This is a genomic window from Actinoallomurus vinaceus (assembly GCF_039542055.1).
Taxonomy (GTDB): Bacteria; Actinomycetota; Actinomycetes; order Streptosporangiales; family Streptosporangiaceae; genus Actinoallomurus; species Actinoallomurus vinaceus.
Genome location: NZ_BAABHK010000015.1, coordinates 264,343 through 280,607, shown reverse-complemented (window position 1 = coordinate 280,607; position 16,265 = coordinate 264,343). Strand labels below are relative to the sequence as shown.

Annotated in this window: 19 protein-coding genes; 5 read left to right on the top strand and 14 right to left on the bottom strand. The window is 71.3% G+C overall.

The window, feature by feature from the left end:
- Nucleotides 1–148 precede the first annotated feature (148 nt).
- Nucleotides 149–904 carry a sulfite exporter TauE/SafE family protein gene (locus tag ABEA24_RS40420; protein ID WP_345438557.1) on the top strand — a complete coding sequence of 252 codons (756 nt, stop codon included), beginning with the start codon at nucleotides 149–151 and terminating at the stop codon, nucleotides 902–904.
- Nucleotides 905–911: 7 nt separating this feature from the next.
- On the opposite strand, the gene ABEA24_RS40415 is transcribed toward ABEA24_RS40420, so the two are convergent.
- The 5 genes from ABEA24_RS40415 to ABEA24_RS40395 form a co-directional block, all read right to left on the bottom strand.
- A complete protein-coding gene (locus tag ABEA24_RS40415; protein WP_345438555.1) occupies nucleotides 912–1,736 on the bottom strand; it encodes a TrmH family RNA methyltransferase in 825 nt (274 codons plus the stop codon).
- A gap of 20 nt (nucleotides 1,737–1,756) precedes the next feature.
- Nucleotides 1,757–2,134 (bottom strand): 50S ribosomal protein L20, encoded by a 378-nt coding sequence (gene rplT / locus ABEA24_RS40410; RefSeq protein WP_345356301.1) that lies wholly within the window; start codon nucleotides 2,132–2,134, stop codon nucleotides 1,757–1,759.
- Nucleotides 2,135–2,247: 113 nt separating this feature from the next.
- Nucleotides 2,248–2,442 (bottom strand): 50S ribosomal protein L35, encoded by a 195-nt coding sequence (gene rpmI / locus ABEA24_RS40405; RefSeq protein WP_345438553.1) that lies wholly within the window; start codon nucleotides 2,440–2,442, stop codon nucleotides 2,248–2,250.
- Between the two features lie 147 nt (nucleotides 2,443–2,589).
- Nucleotides 2,590–3,255 carry a translation initiation factor IF-3 gene (gene infC / locus ABEA24_RS40400; protein WP_345438551.1) on the bottom strand — a complete coding sequence of 222 codons (666 nt, stop codon included), beginning with the start codon at nucleotides 3,253–3,255 and terminating at the stop codon, nucleotides 2,590–2,592.
- A 195-nt stretch (nucleotides 3,256–3,450) separates the two neighbouring features.
- The gene (locus ABEA24_RS40395; RefSeq protein ID WP_345438549.1) at nucleotides 3,451–4,296 is read right to left on the bottom strand and encodes a putative RNA methyltransferase; all 846 of its coding nucleotides are present in this window, start codon (nucleotides 4,294–4,296) and stop codon (nucleotides 3,451–3,453) included.
- A gap of 80 nt (nucleotides 4,297–4,376) precedes the next feature.
- On the opposite strand from ABEA24_RS40395, the gene ABEA24_RS40390 reads away from it, so the two are divergent.
- The 3 genes from ABEA24_RS40390 to ABEA24_RS40380 are packed head-to-tail and all read left to right on the top strand — an operon-like array spanning nucleotide 4,377 to nucleotide 6,633.
- Complete coding sequence (locus tag ABEA24_RS40390; protein ID WP_345438547.1) at nucleotides 4,377–4,709, top strand: PadR family transcriptional regulator; 333 nt, start codon at nucleotides 4,377–4,379, stop codon at nucleotides 4,707–4,709.
- Nucleotides 4,706–5,656 (top strand): hypothetical protein, encoded by a 951-nt coding sequence (locus ABEA24_RS40385; protein ID WP_345438545.1) that lies wholly within the window; start codon nucleotides 4,706–4,708, stop codon nucleotides 5,654–5,656. The genes ABEA24_RS40390 and ABEA24_RS40385 overlap by 4 nt, the downstream gene beginning before the upstream one ends.
- Nucleotides 5,653–6,633, top strand: a complete 981-nt coding sequence (locus tag ABEA24_RS40380; protein ID WP_345438543.1) for a hypothetical protein — start codon at nucleotides 5,653–5,655, stop codon at nucleotides 6,631–6,633. The genes ABEA24_RS40385 and ABEA24_RS40380 overlap by 4 nt, the downstream gene beginning before the upstream one ends.
- Here ABEA24_RS40380 and ABEA24_RS40375 read toward each other — a convergent pair.
- The 8 genes from ABEA24_RS40375 to ABEA24_RS40340 form a co-directional block, all read right to left on the bottom strand.
- Nucleotides 6,628–7,407 carry a shikimate dehydrogenase gene (locus ABEA24_RS40375; protein ID WP_345438540.1) on the bottom strand — a complete coding sequence of 260 codons (780 nt, stop codon included), beginning with the start codon at nucleotides 7,405–7,407 and terminating at the stop codon, nucleotides 6,628–6,630. The two genes, ABEA24_RS40380 and ABEA24_RS40375, sit on opposite strands and share 6 nt — an antisense overlap.
- Nucleotides 7,404–8,576 carry an endolytic transglycosylase MltG gene (mltG, locus tag ABEA24_RS40370; RefSeq protein ID WP_345438538.1) on the bottom strand — a complete coding sequence of 391 codons (1,173 nt, stop codon included), beginning with the start codon at nucleotides 8,574–8,576 and terminating at the stop codon, nucleotides 7,404–7,406. Before mltG ends, ABEA24_RS40375 begins: the two co-directional genes overlap by 4 nt.
- Entirely contained in the window at nucleotides 8,573–9,031 is a 459-nt protein-coding gene (gene ruvX / locus ABEA24_RS40365; RefSeq protein WP_345438536.1) for a Holliday junction resolvase RuvX, read from the bottom strand. Before ruvX ends, mltG begins: the two co-directional genes overlap by 4 nt.
- Nucleotides 9,028–11,694 carry an alanine--tRNA ligase gene (alaS, locus tag ABEA24_RS40360; protein ID WP_345438534.1) on the bottom strand — a complete coding sequence of 889 codons (2,667 nt, stop codon included), beginning with the start codon at nucleotides 11,692–11,694 and terminating at the stop codon, nucleotides 9,028–9,030. The genes ruvX and alaS overlap by 4 nt, the downstream gene beginning before the upstream one ends.
- Nucleotides 11,694–11,936 (bottom strand): hypothetical protein, encoded by a 243-nt coding sequence (locus ABEA24_RS40355; RefSeq protein ID WP_345438531.1) that lies wholly within the window; start codon nucleotides 11,934–11,936, stop codon nucleotides 11,694–11,696. Before ABEA24_RS40355 ends, alaS begins: the two co-directional genes overlap by 1 nt.
- Nucleotides 11,933–12,307 (bottom strand): DUF948 domain-containing protein, encoded by a 375-nt coding sequence (locus ABEA24_RS40350; RefSeq protein WP_345438529.1) that lies wholly within the window; start codon nucleotides 12,305–12,307, stop codon nucleotides 11,933–11,935. The genes ABEA24_RS40355 and ABEA24_RS40350 overlap by 4 nt, the downstream gene beginning before the upstream one ends.
- Before the next feature lie 119 nt (nucleotides 12,308–12,426).
- On the bottom strand, nucleotides 12,427–13,776 hold the full coding sequence (locus tag ABEA24_RS40345; RefSeq protein ID WP_425551293.1) for a replication-associated recombination protein A: 1,350 nt from the start codon (nucleotides 13,774–13,776) through the stop codon (nucleotides 12,427–12,429).
- Nucleotides 13,757–14,449, bottom strand: a complete 693-nt coding sequence (locus ABEA24_RS40340; protein ID WP_345438527.1) for a phosphatase PAP2 family protein — start codon at nucleotides 14,447–14,449, stop codon at nucleotides 13,757–13,759. The genes ABEA24_RS40345 and ABEA24_RS40340 overlap by 20 nt, the downstream gene beginning before the upstream one ends.
- Nucleotides 14,450–14,691: 242 nt before the next feature.
- Here ABEA24_RS40340 and ABEA24_RS40335 point away from each other — a divergent pair, with 242 nt between their 5' ends.
- Nucleotides 14,692–15,411: a GNAT family N-acetyltransferase gene (locus tag ABEA24_RS40335; protein WP_345438525.1), complete on the top strand. Its 720-nt coding sequence runs from the start codon at nucleotides 14,692–14,694 to the stop codon at nucleotides 15,409–15,411.
- On the opposite strand, the gene ABEA24_RS40330 is transcribed toward ABEA24_RS40335, so the two are convergent.
- A complete protein-coding gene (locus tag ABEA24_RS40330; RefSeq protein WP_345438523.1) occupies nucleotides 15,392–16,258 on the bottom strand; it encodes an alpha/beta hydrolase in 867 nt (288 codons plus the stop codon). The genes ABEA24_RS40335 and ABEA24_RS40330 overlap by 20 nt on opposite strands.
- Nucleotides 16,259–16,265 lie beyond the last annotated feature (7 nt).

Here is a 16,265-nt window from a genome sequence, read left to right as displayed (position 1 = left end):
CGGTATCGGACGCCTGCTCCCACGGCCGCGGTCGCCTCGATCGCCGGGCCGGATGGCGGCGGACCGCGACGGTCCGGATACAGTCGTCGCTCGACGCCGTCACTCTCCGACACGGCCCGCGCCGTCGCCCGCCGGAAGGAGCCGGAACATGGACCTGCTCGACATGGCCCTGCTCGGCGCGGCCGGCGTGGCGGCCGGCGGGGTCAACGCGATCGCCGGCGGTGGCTCGCTGATCTCCTTCCCGGCCCTGCTGGCCGTGGGCCTCCCGAACATCACGGCGAACGTCACCAACACGGTGGCGCTGTGGCCCGGCTACGTCGGCGGTGTCGCGGGCTACCGCGCCGAGCTGGCCGGCCGGCGGCGGCGGGTCGTCGCGCTGAGCGTGACGAGCGTGGCCGGCGCCGTCCTCGGCTGCCTGCTGCTGCTGATCACCCCCGAGGGGGTCTTCACCGCGCTGGTGCCCGCGCTGATCGCCGTGGCCAGCCTGCTCCTGGCGGTCCAGCCGTGGCTGAAGCGCAGGCTCGACGCGACCGGGCGCCGGGGCGGGGCCGGACACCGGGTGCTCCTGCACGGCGGCATCCTCGTCGGCGGCGCCTACGGCGCGTACTTCGGCGCCGGGCTGGGGGTCATGCTGCTCGGGCTGCTCGGCGTCTTCGTCCACGACCACCTGCAGCGACTCAACGCCGTGCGGGCCGTGCTGTCCCTCGTCATCAACACCGTGGCCCTCGCCGCGTTCGCGCTGTTCGGCCCGGTGCGCTGGGACGCCGTCGCGGTGATGGCGGTCACCAGCCTGGTCGGGGGGTTCCTCGGCGCGCGCGTCGCCCGGCGCCTCTCCCCCGGCGTCCTGCGGGCCGTGGTCGTCACCTTCGGACTCGGGGTCGCCCTCACCCTGGCGCTGCGCTGAGGCGCTCTCAGGAGGGCGTGGCGGAACGCTGTGCCCGGGCCGAGGCGTACAGGCACACGGCGGCCGCGGTGGCGAGGTTGAGGCTCTCGGCCCCTCCGTAGATGGGGACGCGCACGACCTCGTCGACGGCGTCCAGGATCTCCTCCGGCAGACCCCACGCCTCGTTGCCGAACACCCAGGCCGTCGGTCCCGCGAGCGTTCCCGAGTCGAGCGCGGCGTCCAGGGAGCACTTTCCGGCCCCGTCGGCCGCCAGGACCGTCAGCCCGGCCTCCTTGAGCGCCGGGATCAGGGTGTCGAAGCGCGGCCCGACCACGACCGGCAGATGGAACAGACTGCCGGCCGAGGCGCGCACGCACTTGCCGTTGTACGGATCGACGGAGGCGTCCGTGAAGATCACCGAGTCGGAGCCGGCGGCGTCGGCGGTGCGCAGGACGGTGCCGGCGTTCCCGGGATCGCGCACGTGCGCCAGCACGGTCACCAGACGCGGGGGCGCTGCGAGCACGCCCTCGAGGTCGACGTCGACGAACGCGCAGACGGCCAGCAGGCCCTGCGGGGTGACGGTCTGGGCGAGTTCGGCCATGACCTCGCCGCTCACCCGGAAGATCGGGACGCCCGAGCGCTCCGCCTGGAGGATCAGGTCGTGGTGGCGGTTCTCCGCCTCGGCGGTGGTGAACAGCTCGGCGAGGACGCCGTCGAGCGCCAGGGCCTCCCGCACCGCCTGGGGACCCTCGGCGAGAAATCGCCGCTCGCGGCGGCGGAACGCGCGTTTGGCGAGCCGACGAGCCGCCTTCACCCGTGGTGATCGAGTGGAGATCAGGTCGCGGCCCGCCATCAGCGTCGTTATCTGCGCGGTCAGGCGGCCGCGCTGCCCTCGGCGGGCAGCGCCTTCTTGGCCGTCTCGACGAGGACCGTGAACGCCGCGGCGTCGTTGACCGCGAGCTCGGCGAGCATGCGACGGTCGACCTCGACGCCGGCCTCACGCAGGCCCTGGATGAACCGGTTGTACGTCATGCCGTTCGCGCGGGCCGCCGCGTTGATCCGCTGGATCCACAGACGGCGGAACTGGCCCTTGCGGTCCTTCCGGTCGCGGAAGGCGTACGTCATCGAGTGGAGCTGCTGCTCCTTGGCCTTGCGGTACAGCCTGGACCGCTGGCCACGGTAGCCACTCGCCCGCTCGAGGACGACCCGGCGCTTCTTGGCGGCGTTGACCGCCCGCTTCACGCGTGCCACGTCTTGAACTCCTTCGTGGAGGCCGTGCCTTGTGGGCTCCGGCCGGTCGTTCGACTAACGGGACTGCCGGCACCGGAGTGGTGCCGGAGCCCGGCGATCAGGTGGTGCCGGGCTTACTCGCCGAGCAGCTTCTTGATCTTGGTTTCGTCGTTCTTGGACACCACGACCGCTCCGTCGAGCCGGCGCGTGCGCTTCGTCGGCTTGTGCTCGAGCAGGTGGTTGCGGTTGGCGCGGCGGCGCATGACCTTGCCGGTGCCCGTCAGCTTGAACCTCTTCTTGGCACCACTGTGCGTCTTCATCTTCGGCATGGTCGCCGACGTCTCCCTAGTCCGAGCGCCTCGATCCGGGCATACGGCGACTCCGTACGGAGTGCTGTACGCCTGAGAGGCGCGTGTGCTTACCTCTTCGCGAGACGACCCCGCTCGGTGAGCAGGGTCGTGGCGGAGCGGGCCCGGTCAGGCCGGGGAACCGTGCTCCTCCTGCTGCCGTCGCGCACGACTTCCCGTCGCGGTGCGCGTTTCGGCCTTTGCCTCGCTCTTCTTCTTATGCGGTCCGAGGACCATGATCATGTTGCGGCCGTCCTGCTTGGGACGGGACTCGACGAAGCCGAGCTCCTCGACGTCCTCCGCCAGCCGCTGCAACAGCCGGAACCCCAGCTCCGGCCGGGACTGCTCGCGGCCACGGAACATGATCGTGACCTTGACCTTGTCACCTGCCTTGAGGAACCGCTCGACGTGGCCCTTCTTGGTGCCGTAGTCGTGCGGATCGATCTTCGGCCGGAGTTTGATCTCCTTGATGACCGTGTGCGCCTGGTTACGTCGCGCATCGCGGGCCTTCATCGCGGACTCGTACTTGAACTTGCCGTAGTCCATGAGCTTGGCCACGGGCGGCCTCGCGGTCGGGGCGACCTCGACGAGATCGAGGTCGGACTCCCGGGCAAGGTCGAGTGCCTTGGCGATCGGCACGATGCCGACCTGTTCGCCGTTCGGGCCGACGAGCCGGACCTCGGGCACGCGAATGCGCTCGTTGATACGCGGTTCGGCGCTGATGGGACCTCCTTGGGGCTTCCGAGCTGTCCTGACCGGCCATGCCCTGGGCTCTTCAAACGAAAAGCCCCGCATGACTCGCATGCGGGGCCATCACCACTACCGGACACCTCGGCAGCACAGAGCCGACGAGGCGGGCACGCCTACAGCGTGCCTGACCGGAACCCATCAGCCTCTCGTCTCCCGAGGGAGCGCAGCCGATCAGGTGGGAGATGACCTCCGCTTGCGCGCCCGGCGCGTACACACCAGGCCAGTCAAAGGTCAAAGATATCAGCTTTCCGGCCGTACGTCGAAAGCGCGCACCTCGAACGCCGCGGTGACCTTCACGGGCTCCGCGAGCGCGGCGATGCGCTCCCGCAGGATCCCCGGTTCGGTGTGCCGGGCGCTGGGGCCCATCGCCACGAGCGACGCGACGTCGGCATGAGTGAGGGACAGCGGAAGGTCCAGAGACCAGGCGCCCGTGGGGGCGAAGCGCTCGCCGACCGAGTCGGCCACGCGGTCGGCCTTCCGCTCGTCCACGGACAGCAGCCCGAGCCGTTCGATCAGCTCGCCCAGGTGGTACGGGGCCGGAGTGACGACGATCAGCGCGCCGTCCGGCCTGAGCACCCGGTGGAACTCCGTCCCGCTCCGCGGGGCGAACACGTCGATGAGGACCGCGACCGCGCCGGTGCGCACGGGCAGCGGCCGCCAGACGTCCCATGCCAGGGCGCCGATCCGCGGATGCGCCCGCGCGGCCCGGCGCAGCGCGTGCTTGGAGATGTCGAGGGCCACACCGGGCCGTCCGGGCAGCCGGTCGAGCACGGCCGCGAGGTAGTGACCCGTGCCCGCGCCGGCGTCCAGCACGCAGCCCTCGCCCGGGTCGAGGGCCGCCGCGCGCTCCGCGACCAGTTCGGCGAGCGGGGCGAAGTGGCCGCCGCCGAGGAAGTCCGCGCGGGCGGCGACCATCTCCGGGGTGTCGGCGGTGCCGAGGTGCGCCTTGCCGGTCAGCAGGTTGGCGTAGCCCTGCCGGGCGATGTCGAACGCATGCCCGGCCGGGCACCGGAGCGCCTTCTCGGCGACGGCCAGGTCGTCGGCGCAGATCGGGCAGCGGAGGTACGGGACGACGTCGGCGAACACCCTCCCATGATGGAGCAGGCGAACGGGCGCTTCGTCCCCACGCGTTGGCAATGTATCGGCCATCGGTATATAAAGATTACATGAACCACAGGTCACTCCAGGAACCCACGTTCCTCATCCTCACGGCGTTGGCGGCCGGGCCTCAGCACGGGTACGGCATCATCGGCGACGTCGAGCGGATCTCGGACGGGCGGGTGCGCCTTCGGGCCGGCACCTTGTACGCCGCCCTCGACCGGCTGACCGCCGACGGACTCGCCGAGATCGACCGCGAGGACGTCGTCGAGGGCCGGCTGCGCCGCTACTACCGGCTCACGGACACGGGCGCCGCGCGCCTCGCCGCCGAGGCCGAACGCCTGCGCAGCAACGCCGAGACCGCCACCGCCCGCCTGCGCCTGGCCGGAGGATCCGCATGAGCCCGCTCGAACACCGGCTGCGGCGATGGCTGCGGCTCTACCCGATCGACCAGCGCGAAGAGATGCTCGGCGTCCTGCTCGCCTCGGCCGGCCCCGGCCAGGACCGGCCGAGCCCCCGAGACGCCGCGGACCTCGTGGGAGGAGCCGTTCGCGTCCGCCTGCGCCGCGAGATCCGGTCCCTCGGCGGGACGGTGTGGAGGGACGCGTTCGCCGTGCTCGGCCTGGTGACGATCCTGGCCCTCTTCGTCTGTCTGATCGCCTCCCTACGAGCCATCATCGACTTCGCCTTCGTCGTTCAGTCACCGCCCGCGCCCATCTGGCCGATGTGGGCGCCGTGGCCGCTCGTCGCCGCGTTGAGCCTGCTGAGCCTGCGGCGCACCGCGATCGGCATCGCATGGGCCGCAGCGCTCGCTCAGGTGCCCTGGCTCGCCATCGGCGAAATGGACGCCTTCTCTGATCGGCTGGGCCAAAACGCGTACTGGTTCGTCTTGGCGATCACCGCCGCCGCGGCCTTGTCCGTCTCGGACGGCCTCCGCCGAGCGCTGTCGCTTCTCGGATGGTGGCGGGTCGTCGTCCTCCTGGCCGGTTTTGGAGCCTTCGCCTACACGCTGAGCGTCCCCACCGGGGAGATCGATCCGTGGTCGAGAGACATGTCACCGTCGGCATGGTCGTTCCACGATCCCCGGTATTGGCTGGGCATCGCGCCGTTGGCGTTGATCGCCGTCGCGTGCACCCGGCTGAGGACTGACTCCGGCCGCAGGTGGACGACGATGCTGATACTGAGCCTTGCCCCGACCGTCTACGTCTTGGGGTTCCAGATCGCGATCGACACCGCGCTCGCGCCCGTCGTAGACGCCATCCGTATCCTCGGCTCGCTGGCGGTCGTCGCCGTCCTCACGGCCGCCGCGGCGTCCCGTCTGCGGGAGTGGCGGCGCAGCACGTCATGACATCACGGTCCACATCACTCGAACACCGGCTGCGGCGATGGCTGCGGCTCTACCCGATCGACCAGCGCGAGGAGATGCTCGGCGTCCTGCTCGCCACGGCAGGCCCCGGCCAGGAGCGGCCGACTCCGCGCGATGCCGCCGACCTGGCCTGGGGGGCCGTACGCGTCCGCCTCCGGCGCGAGATCCGTTCCCTCGGCGGCCCGATCTGGCGCGACGCCTTCGCCGTGCTCGGTCTGGTGGCGACCGCCCTCGTGTCCACCGGTCTGATCGCTTATTTCCGGGACGACGCGGTGGTGGCCGGTTTCTCGCCGGTGCTGTTGCAGGAGCCCGCGCAGGTCTGGCCGATGTGGGCACCATGGCCGGCCGTGGCCGCGCTGAGCCTGCTGGGCCTGCGGCGAACGGCGGCAGGTCTCGCCTGGGCGGCGACACTGTCCCAGCTTCCGTGGCTGGCGGTCGCCCAAGGTCACGACGCCATCGACTCGGTATACGTGGGAGGCAACCTGCTCTGGTTCGGCCTGGCGATCCTGGCCGCGACGGCGCTGTCGCTCTCGGGCGGCCTGCGCCCCGCCTTCGCGTCGCTCGGCGGATTGCGCGGCGCGGCCCTCATGACGGGCGTCGCCGCATTCGCCTTCGCTCTGATCTGGCTTGCCGCGCCACTGGCCCCGATGCCGCAACGCGCCGTGCTGCTGCGGCCGGTGACGGTCCACAATCCGGCGTGGCTGCTGGCGGTCGCCTCGCTGACACTGATCGGTGTCGCCTGTGCCCGCCCGCGTTCGGCCTCCGGGCGCAGATCGACGATCGTGGTGCTGCTCGCCCTGTCGCCGCTCGCGAGCTCGCTCGTCCTGTGGTCCACGCCCTTCAGCACCTTCGGGACGGCGGCCCAGACGCTCTATGTCGCCGGTCCCCTGACACTGTTGGCGATCATGGGCGTGGCCTTGGCGTCACGCCTGCGCCGGCAGCGCCGCAGCACGTCATGACACGGCGGCGCGCATCGCCTCGACGGGGGCCGGTGCGCGCCCCGTCATGAGCTCGACCTGGCGGGCGGCCTGGTGCACCAGCATGGGCAGGCCGCCCACCACGATGCCGCCCCGGTCGCGCACCGCTTCGGCAGTGGCCGTCGGCCATGGTGCGTACACGACGTCGAAGAGCGCGCCCGTCGCCCCCGCGATCGCCTCGGCGTACGGGTCGGCGGTGTGGGCCGGAAGGGTCGAGACGATCAGATCGGCGGGAGGCATTGTGTCGGCGAAGGTCTGCACCGACACCGATACGCCCAGCCGGTCGGCCGCCGACACCGCCTCGGCGGCCCGGGCCGGGCTCCGTACGACGACCACGGCCTTCGGCAGCCCCAGGTCGCGCAGCGCGGCCAGGGCCGAGCAGGCCGTCGCTCCACCACCGAGTACGACGGCGGAGCCCGGTGAGCGGACGCCGGCCTCGGTCAGCGCGGTCACCATGCCGTACACGTCGGTGTTGTGACCGAGCCGCCGCCCGCCGTCGTAGACGACCGTGTTGGCCCCGCCGACCGCCCGCGCGAGCCCGGAGACCTCGTCGAGCAGCGGCAGCACGGCCCGCTTCAGCGGCATCGTCAGGGACAGGCCCGCCCACGGCCGCTCGAGCACCTCGGGAAGATCCTCCTCACGGCACTCGATCGCCTCGTACGTCCAGTCGAGCCCCAGGGCGGCGTACGCCGCCCGGTGCAGCGCCGGCGACAGCGAGTGCGCGATCGGCGACCCGAGGACGGCGGCTCGCGTCATCCGTGCCCCGTGTTGCGTGCGAGTTCCTGCTTGAACTTCTCGAACTCGCTGTTGCTGTTGGTGAACTTGGTGACATGGCGCTTCGGATCGGTGGTCACGAAGTAGAGCCAGTTGCCCTGCGCGGGATTGAGCGCCGCCTTGAGCGCCACCTCGCCGGGGTTGTCGATCGCTCCGGGCGGCAGGCCGGAGACGCTGTAGGTGTTGTACGGGCTCTTCGTCTTGGTCTCCGCGTAGGTGGCCACGATGTTGTACTTGCCCAGGGCGTACATCACCGTGCTGTCGAGCTGCAGTTTGCGCATCCACGGCTGGGAGTTGTGGACCCGGTTGTCGATGACCCGGGCGATCTTCGGCATGTCCTCGTCCCGGCCGCTCTCGGCCTGGACCAGGCTGGCGATCGTCACCACGTCACCCGGCGACATGCCCAGCTCGCGGGCCTTTCCTTCCAGGTCGATGGAGGTCGCGACCGTCTTGAACTGGTCGACCATCGAGCGGAGCACCTGCGTGGCGGTGGCCTTCGGGTCCGGGTCGTACGTGAAGGGATAGAGATATCCCTCGAGCTTGCCCTTGGCATACGAGGGCAGGCCCAGCTTCTCGGGGTGTTTGGCGGCCTTCTCGAAGTCCTTGAGCGGGATCTTGGTCTTCTTGGAAAGCATCTGCAGGACCTGGACGACCCGCTTGCCTTCGGGGATGGTGACACGGCCGGCCCGTGAGGCGTCGCTGAGCAGCAGCGCGAGCGCGGACTTCACCGACATCTGCCGGCGCAGGTGGTAGTAGCCGGGCTGGATGCTCGTCGCCCTCGTGTCCTTGGTGGCGAGTTTGACGAACGCGTCCACGGACTTGACGACGCCGGCCTGCTTCATCCGCAGGGCCATCTCGCTGACCGAGTCGCCCTCGTGGATCCAGACGGTGACCGAGCCGGTGCCCTCGCCCTTGTAGTCGGGCGGGTTGAGCATGCCGTTCAGCATGGTGAAACCGACGTAGCCGCCGCCGCACACGACCGCGAGGAGGAAGACGAGCGCGATGAGCGGCGCGAGCTTGCGGCCCTTGCGGCTCTTCTTGCGGCGCCGTCCCCGTCCGCCCCGGGCAGCACGTGGCGGAACGCCTGGAGGCTCCGAGCGCTGTTGCCGCTCGGACAGTTGTCTCAGAAAGTCGAGGTCTGCGTCGCTCATGAGCCCCCCTGGACAGTCTCCCCCGGAGGGCGACCCGTCAAGCGCTCGGCATCGAGCGCAGCCTGCAGGAGCACGGCCGCCGCCGCCTGGTCGACGACCTTGCGCCGCGCCTGTCCGCGCACACCTTGTGCCCGAAGTCCGGTTTCGGCTGTCACGGTCGTGAGTCTCTCATCGAACAGCCGTACCGTCTCGGGATCCAGGCGTCGTGCGATCTTCACCGCCAACCGGCGGGCAGCCTCGGCCGCCGGCCCCTCTCTTCCGGAGAGAGAGGTCGGCAGGCCCACGATCACCTCGATGGCGTCGTTGTCAGCGACCAGCTGGACGATCCGGTCGACATCGCCCTTCCCGGCACGCACCGTCTCCAGCGGAGACGCGAGGATGCCGCCAGGATCACTGCGCGCGACGCCGATGCGAACACTGCCCGCATCGACGCCGATGCGCACGCCTTGTCTCACGCGGCCGCCACGGCCCGGCGGACGGCGCCCAGGGCCTCATCGATGGCGCCCGCGTTCGCGCCACCGCCCTGCGCCAGGTCGTCCTTGCCGCCGCCACCGCCGCCGAGGACCTTGGCGGCGACGCCGACGAGCGCACCCGCGCGGAGCCCGCGGGCGCGGGCCTCCTCGCTGGTCGCGACGACGATCACCGGGCGGTCCTTGGGGACCCCGGCGATGATGACCACGGCCGGGCGTCCCGACAGGCGCCCGCGGACGTCCATGGCGAGACGGCGCAGGTCGTCGGCGCTGGTGCCGTCGGGCACGCGGTGGGCGACGAAGGCGATGCCGCCGACGTCCTCGGCGCCGCCGGCCAGCTCGCCGGCGATCTCGAGGACCTGCTGCGAACGCAGCCGCTCGAGCTCCTTCTCGGCCTCGCGGAGACGGGTGACGACGCCGGAGATCCGCTCCGGGAGCTCCTCGCGGCGGGTCTTCAGCTGCTCGGACAGCTGCGCGACCAAGACGCTCTCCTTGGCGAGGTACCGGAAGGCATCGATGCCGACGAGCGCCTCGACCCGGCGCACGCCGGCGCCGATCGACTGCTCACCGAGGACCTTGATCAGGCCCAGCTGGCCGGAACGGGCCACGTGGGTGCCGCCGCACAGCTCGCGGGAGTAGTCGCCGATCTCGACGACGCGGACCTCGTCGCCGTACTTCTCGCCGAAGAGCGCCAGCGCGCCCATCTTGCGCGCCTCGTCGATCGGGTGGACCGAGGCGTGCACGCCCAGGTCGTCGATGAGGATGGCGTTGACCTCGTCCTCGACGTCGCGCAGGACGTTCAGCGGCACGGCGCCGGAGGCGGTGAAGTCGAACCGGAACCGGCCGGGGGCGTTCTCCGAACCGGCCTGCGCCGCCGACTCGCCGAGCGCGTTGCGGAACCCGCGGTGCACCATGTGCGTCGCGGTGTGGGACCGGGAGATCGCCCGGCGCCGCTCGACGTCGATCTCGGCGTAGGCGGTGTCACCGGCCTGCGCCTCGCCGCTGCGGACCCGGCCCCGGTGCACGATCAGGCCGGCCAGCGGCGTCTGCACGTCGAGGACCTCGATCTCGGCCCCGTTGCCGAGCCGGATGACGCCCTGGTCGGCGAGCTGGCCGCCGCCCTCGGCGTAGAACGGCGTGCGGTCGAGCACGACCTCGACCTCGCTGCCCTCCCCCGCCGACGGCACGTTGGCGCCGCCGACCAGGAGGCCGACCACGCGGGCCTCGCCGGTGACCGCGTCGTAGCCGGTGAACCGCACCGAGCCGGTCTGCTCCAGCAGGCTGCCCAGCACGGACACGTCGAGATTGCCGGTCTTCTTCGCGGCGGCGTCGGCCTTGGCGCGCTGCCGCTGCTCGTCCATGAGGCGCCGGAACTCGCCCTCATCGACGGACAGGCCCTGCTCGGCCGCCATCTCGAGGGTGAGGTCGATCGGGAAGCCGTAGGTGTCGTGCAGGGTGAACGCCTGGACGCCGGACAGCGTCGGCTCCTTGCGGCGCTTGGTCTCCTCGACCGAGGCGTCGAAGATCGCGGTGCCGGTGCGGAGCGTCGTGAGGAAGGACTGCTCCTCGGCGTCGATGACCGTGTGGATGTGGGCGGCGTCGGAGCGCAGCTCCGGGTAGGTCTCGCCCATGCCCTCGATCGCGGCTGCGGTCAGCTCGTGCAGGTAGCGGTCGTCGCCGGCGCCGAGCAGGCGCAGGTGGCGGATGCTGCGGCGCAGGATCCGGCGCAGGACGTAGCCCCGGCCCTCGTTGGAGGGGACAACGCCGTCGGCGACCATCATCGTGCCGCTGCGGACGTGGTCGGTGATCACGCGCAGGGACACGTCGGCGCGCGCGTCGCGGCCGTACTTGGTCTTGGTGAGGTCGGCGGCGCGGTCGAGGATCCGCCACATGGTGTCGATCTCGTAGATGTTGTCGACGCCCTGGAGGATCGCGGCCATGCGCTCCAGGCCCATGCCGGTGTCGATGTTCTTGGCGGGCAGCTCGCCGAGGATCGGCCAGCCCTCCTTGCCCGCGCCCGGGCCCCGCTCGAACTGCATGAAGACGAGGTTCCAGACCTCGAGGTAGCGGTCCTCATCGGCGACCGGGCCGCCCTCACGGCCGTACTCCGGACCCCGGTCGTAGTAGATCTCCGAGCAGGGGCCGCAGGGGCCGGGCACACCCATCGACCAGAAGTTGTCCGCCATGCCGCGGCGCTGGATGCGCTCCTCCGGCAGGCCGACCTTGTCACGCCAGATCGAGAAGGCCTCGTCGTCGTCGTGGTAGACGGTGGCCCAGAGCCGGTCCTCGGGGAACCCGAACCCGCCGTCGGACTCCGGCCGCGTCAGCAGGTCCCAGGCGAAGGGGATCGCCTGCTCCTTGAAATAGTCCCCGAAGGAGAAGTTGCCCAGCATCTGGAAGAACGTGCCGTGCCGGGTCGTCTTGCCGACCTCGTCGATGTCGGGCGTGCGGATGCACTTCTGCACGCTGGTCGCCCGACGGTATGGAGGCGTCCGCTGGCCGAGGAAATACGGCTTGAACGGCACCATGCCCGCGTTTACCAGCAACAGCGTGGGGTCCTCGGCGATCAGGCTCGCCGAGGGCACCACGGTGTGGCCGCGTTCCTCGAAGAAGCGGAGGAAACGGCGGGCGATCTCTGCCGACTCCATCAGTGCAGGTCCTTGTCTATGTCGGCTTGTGCGTCGAGACGCATGGCGTCGCGCAGCTCTTCCTCTCGGTGGTTCATCGCGACGCGGACGTCGCCGGCGAACCCCCGTACGGTCCGGCCGAGTCCGACGGCCTGATCAGCGAGGCCGCCCGGCATGACGGCGCGCACGGTGCGCTTGAGCCGGATGGCCGACCAGGCGCCGAACGCGGTGCCCAGGGACAGCCAGAACAACCGCCGGATCATCGCTTGCCGTCCTGGTTGCCGTGGCCGCGGGAACCGATGGCCTTACGGACACCATAAGAGAACGCCGCGGCCTTCACGAGAGGGCCGCCGACGATCGAGGTGACGGTGGTGCTGACAGCGGCGGCGTTCTGGCTCACGCTGCCCATGTTCTTCGTGATCACGTCGATGCGGGCCAGCTGCTCGTTGGCCCGCGCCACCGTGCCGGCCATGTCGTCGAGCAGCGGGGCGGTCCGATCGCCCAGCTCGGCGACCGTCTTGGTGGCCTCGGTCACCAACCGGGCGAGCTTCAGGAGCACGTAGGCGAGGAAGGAGACGAGAATCGCCCAGAACATGGCCACGATCAGACCGGCCAGCTGTTCACCCGTCAGCATCCGGCTTCCTCCTCCTCGTCGCGAAACTCGGTCGGACCGACCTTACCGTCCCGGGCCTCCGGAAACGCGCCGAGTCGGCCATGCCACACCCGGGTGGCGATGCCCCCTGCGCACCCGGGTCAGTCGGCGCGTCTACCACGCAGGACGGCGCGGAGCCGCTCGACGACGTCGGAGAAGCGCGACTCCATCCCGTGCCTGGTCGGGTGGTAGTACTCGCGACCGGCGACGGCGTCCGGGGCGTACTGCTGTTCCACCACCCCGCCGGGAAAGTCGTGGGCGTAGCGATAGCCCTTTCCGTGGTCGAGCTTGGCCGCGCCCTTGTAGTGCGCGTCCCGCAGGTGCGCCGGCACGGGACCGACGAGCCCCCGCCGTACGTCGGCGCTCGCCTCGGTGATCGCCTGGATGACGGCGTTGGACTTCGGCGCCAGAGAGAGATGGATCACCGCCTGCGCCAGGTTGATGCGCGCCTCGGGGAGACCGACGAACTCGACGGCGTGCGCCGCGGCCGTCGCCGTCTGCAGCGCCGTCGGGTCGGCCATGCCGATGTCCTCGCTGGCGTGGACGATCAACCGCCGGGCGATGAAGCGCGGGTCCTCGCCGGCCTCGATCATGCGGGCGAGGTAGTGGAGCGCCGCGTCGACGTCGGACCCGCGGATGCTCTTGATGAACGCGCTGATCACGTCGTAGTGCTGGTCGCCCTCGCGGTCGTAGCGCACGGCGGCCCGGTCGACGGCCTTCTCCAGGACGTCGACGTCGATCGGCGCGCCGTTCGGGACGACGTACGACGCGGCCTCCAGGTAGGTCAGCGCCCGGCGCGCGTCACCGCCCGCGAGGCGTACGAGGTGGTCCTCGGCGGGTTCGGTGAGCTCGGCGGCGCCGCCGAGGCCGCGCTCGTCGGTGAGGGCGCGGCGGATCACCTCGCGGAGCTGGTCGTCGCCGAGCGGCTCGAGCGTCAGGAGCAGGGAGCGGGACAGCAGCGGGCTGATCACGGAGAAGAACGGGTTCTCCGTGGTGGCGCCGATGAAGGACACCCAGCGGTTCTCGACGGCGGGCAGCAGGGCGTCCTGCTGGGCCTTGTTGAACCGGTGCACCTCGTCGACGAACAGCACCGTCTGCCTGCCGCCCATGCCGAGCTCCCGCTTGGCGACGTCGATGGCGGCGCGGACCTGCTTGACACCGTCGGACACCGCCGAGACCTCCACGAACCGGCGCTCGGTCGCCTGGCTGACGACGTACGCGAGGGTGGTCTTGCCGGTGCCGGGCGGCCCCCACAGCACCAGGGACATCGCGACGTCCCGCTCGACGAGCTGCCGCAGCGGCGTCCCGGGGCCGAGCAGGTGCCCCTGGCCGACGACCTCGTCGAGCCCGCGGGGGCGCATCCGGACCGCCAGCGGCGCGTTCGCCTCCTGCGCCTCCTCGGCCTGCGTGTCGAAGAGGCTGTCGGCCTGCTCATGCTCCCTGCGTACCACGCCTTGACACTATCCGTTCCAAACCGCCGCTCAGCGCGACGGAGACGATCACCACGACGGCGCCCACGATGCCGTCGAGCCAGTAGTGGTTGGCGGTGAGGACGACGACAGAGGTGGTCGCGACCGGGTAGGCCACCGCCATCCAGCGCACCCGGCCCGTGCCGTACCGGACGATCCCCCAGGCGACGAGCAGGGCCCAGCCGACGTGCAGCGACGGCATCGCGGCGAACTGGTTCGACGGCCCGCTCCCGGGCGCCTCCGCGTACGCGGTCGGCCCGTAGACGTTCATCAGGTCGACGAGCCCGGTGCCGGACAGGAACCGCGGCGGCGCGAGCGGGTAGGCGAAGTGCCCGATGAGGGCGAATGCCGTGGACAGGATGATGGCCGCCCGTACGCGCGGCCAGTGATCCTGACGCCGCCACCAGACCCATGCCAGGAACACCGCCGTCGCCGGGAAGTGCACGCCGACGTAGTACACGTCGGCCACGCGCACCCAGCCGTCCCAGTGCAGCGCCGCACGCTGCAGGGCCGCCTCGCTCGGCAGGTGGAGCAGGCGTTCGGCGTGCCAGACCGACCGCGCGTGCCGCAGGGCCGCGGCGGCGTGCCCGTCGGCGAGACGCCGTCCGGTCCGGTAGGCGTAGAACAGTAAGGCGATCAGCGCAGCCTGACCCACGGCCGCGATCAGACGCGACCGATGCCATGGAGCCGTCCGATGTGGCCGGTCGTCGGGACGCTCCGCCGCCCTCGGGCCCGCCGGTTCCATCCCCGTGCCCCCGCCCTTTCGCCCCGTCCGGGGAGTACCCGGAACATCGCCGGCATCCCCCGAAGATCGACACAAGCCTCTCGTACGTGCTCGGCCCCGCCATACCGGGGGCCGCGATCGGTGCGTCCGGAGGCGCCGTTAGCCTGTGCGGCGTGATCCCCTCCTCCATCGACGACCTCCTGGCCATGACGGAAGGCCATCCCCTCATCCGGAGCGTGGATCCGGCACGACGCGGTACGGCCTGGCGCGGCGATGAGGCGGCCGCCTTCCTCAACCTGAACCGCGACCGTACGATCTGGCGCGTCGTGGGGCTCGGCCCGCCCGCCGCGGTCGCCGATCTGCTGACCTCGCTGCGTGGCGAACTGCCGCCCGACGTGTACGTGAACGTGCCGTGCGGCACCCCGCTGCCACTCGCGGATCCGGTCGACTGGGTCTACCGGGTGGCGTACGAGGCGCCGCCGCCCCAGGCCGCGGAGGACCTGGCGGGATGGTCCACCGATGTCGAGGCGATCACGGAGCTGCTGAAACGCACGAACCCCGACTGGTCGGTGTGGCCGGGTGACGACGGCGCCCGCCGCTGGGCGGGCATACGCGCCGAGGGCGACGGACTCCTGGCCTGCCTCGCCGACACCACGAGCTCACCGGAGATCGGCCAGGTCGCGGCGGTCGCGGTACGGCCGGAGGTCCGCGGGCGGGCGCTGGGCGCGTCGATCACGGCATGGGCGATGCGACGGCTGTTCGCCGAAGGATGCGACGGCGTGGGCCTCGGGGTGTACGCCGACAACACCGCGGCCATGCGCCTTTACGACCGGCTCGGCTTCGCCCGGAACGAGACCCGCACCAGCGGCCGCCTCACTCAGGTGGACCGGTGAGACGGTCGGCGACCAGACGGACGCAGCGGTCCTCGAAGAGGATCGTGTAGTGGTTGCAGTCCTCGATGACCTCGTCGGCCAGCCCGGGCAGCCGGGCGGTCCACTGCGCGGCCAGCTCATCGGGGAGCATGCCCGTGGGCTGGTCGAGAAGGCCACGCGGAGCGCGGATCAGGCTGAGCGGGGAGTCGATCCGCCCGAGGGCCTCGCCGATCCGGGCGGCCTCGGTCAGGAGCCACCGGCCGTCCACGCGCACCGCCTCCTCTCGCGCCCTCGCCCGTACGGCGCCTTCCGGGCCCGTCGCGTCGTAGCGCACGTAGTCCTCGATATCGGAGTTCCAGGCCTGGCGCAGGGCCGGGTGCTCGTGGAAGAAGTCGAGGTAGGCCCGCACACTTGGGAAGGTCCGGCTCAGCCGGGCGATCGCCGGGCCGAGCGAGGCCTCCAGGACGGTATCGGGATCCACACCGGGCGGCACGGGTAGCGGAAGGCCGCCGTCGACGAGCACGACCCGGGCGAAGTCGCGGCGTGCGGCCAGGAGCGCCGCGACGTAGGCGCCCATCGAGTGGCCGGTCAGGACGCTGCCGGGCCCGGCGCCCACGTGGTCGGCGACGAGTGCGACGTCGTCGGCGTGGCGGTCCAGCCCGTACGGGCCGGGCAGCCCCGCGCTGTGGCCGCGGCCGCGCAGGTCCATGGCGACCAGCGACCACTCGTCGGGCAGTGCCCTGGCGGCGGTGGCCCACGCCATCAGCGACGCGGTGATGCCGTGGATCGCGATGACAAGGCGCGGACCGTCCCCGAATCGGGCGATCCGCAACGTGCCGCCGGGGACGGGGACGTCGTCCAGTTTCATCGATCTC

Coding starts and splice junctions, on each gene's coding strand:
- ABEA24_RS40420 (WP_345438557.1), top strand. CDS start 149: ATGGACCTGCTCGACATGGCCCTGCTCGGCGCGGCCGGCGTGGCGGCC.
- ABEA24_RS40415 (WP_345438555.1), bottom strand. CDS start 1,736: ATGGCGGGCCGCGACCTGATCTCCACTCGATCACCACGGGTGAAGGCG.
- rpmI (WP_345438553.1), bottom strand. CDS start 2,442: ATGCCGAAGATGAAGACGCACAGTGGTGCCAAGAAGAGGTTCAAGCTG.
- infC (WP_345438551.1), bottom strand. CDS start 3,255: ATGCGGGGCTTTTCGTTTGAAGAGCCCAGGGCATGGCCGGTCAGGACA.
- ABEA24_RS40390 (WP_345438547.1), top strand. CDS start 4,377: ATGAACCACAGGTCACTCCAGGAACCCACGTTCCTCATCCTCACGGCG.
- ABEA24_RS40385 (WP_345438545.1), top strand. CDS start 4,706: ATGAGCCCGCTCGAACACCGGCTGCGGCGATGGCTGCGGCTCTACCCG.
- ABEA24_RS40380 (WP_345438543.1), top strand. CDS start 5,653: ATGACATCACGGTCCACATCACTCGAACACCGGCTGCGGCGATGGCTG.
- ABEA24_RS40375 (WP_345438540.1), bottom strand. CDS start 7,407: ATGACGCGAGCCGCCGTCCTCGGGTCGCCGATCGCGCACTCGCTGTCG.
- mltG (WP_345438538.1), bottom strand. CDS start 8,576: ATGAGCGACGCAGACCTCGACTTTCTGAGACAACTGTCCGAGCGGCAA.
- alaS (WP_345438534.1), bottom strand. CDS start 11,694: ATGGAGTCGGCAGAGATCGCCCGCCGTTTCCTCCGCTTCTTCGAGGAA.
- ABEA24_RS40355 (WP_345438531.1), bottom strand. CDS start 11,936: ATGATCCGGCGGTTGTTCTGGCTGTCCCTGGGCACCGCGTTCGGCGCC.
- ABEA24_RS40350 (WP_345438529.1), bottom strand. CDS start 12,307: ATGCTGACGGGTGAACAGCTGGCCGGTCTGATCGTGGCCATGTTCTGG.
- ABEA24_RS40330 (WP_345438523.1), bottom strand. CDS start 16,258: ATGAAACTGGACGACGTCCCCGTCCCCGGCGGCACGTTGCGGATCGCC.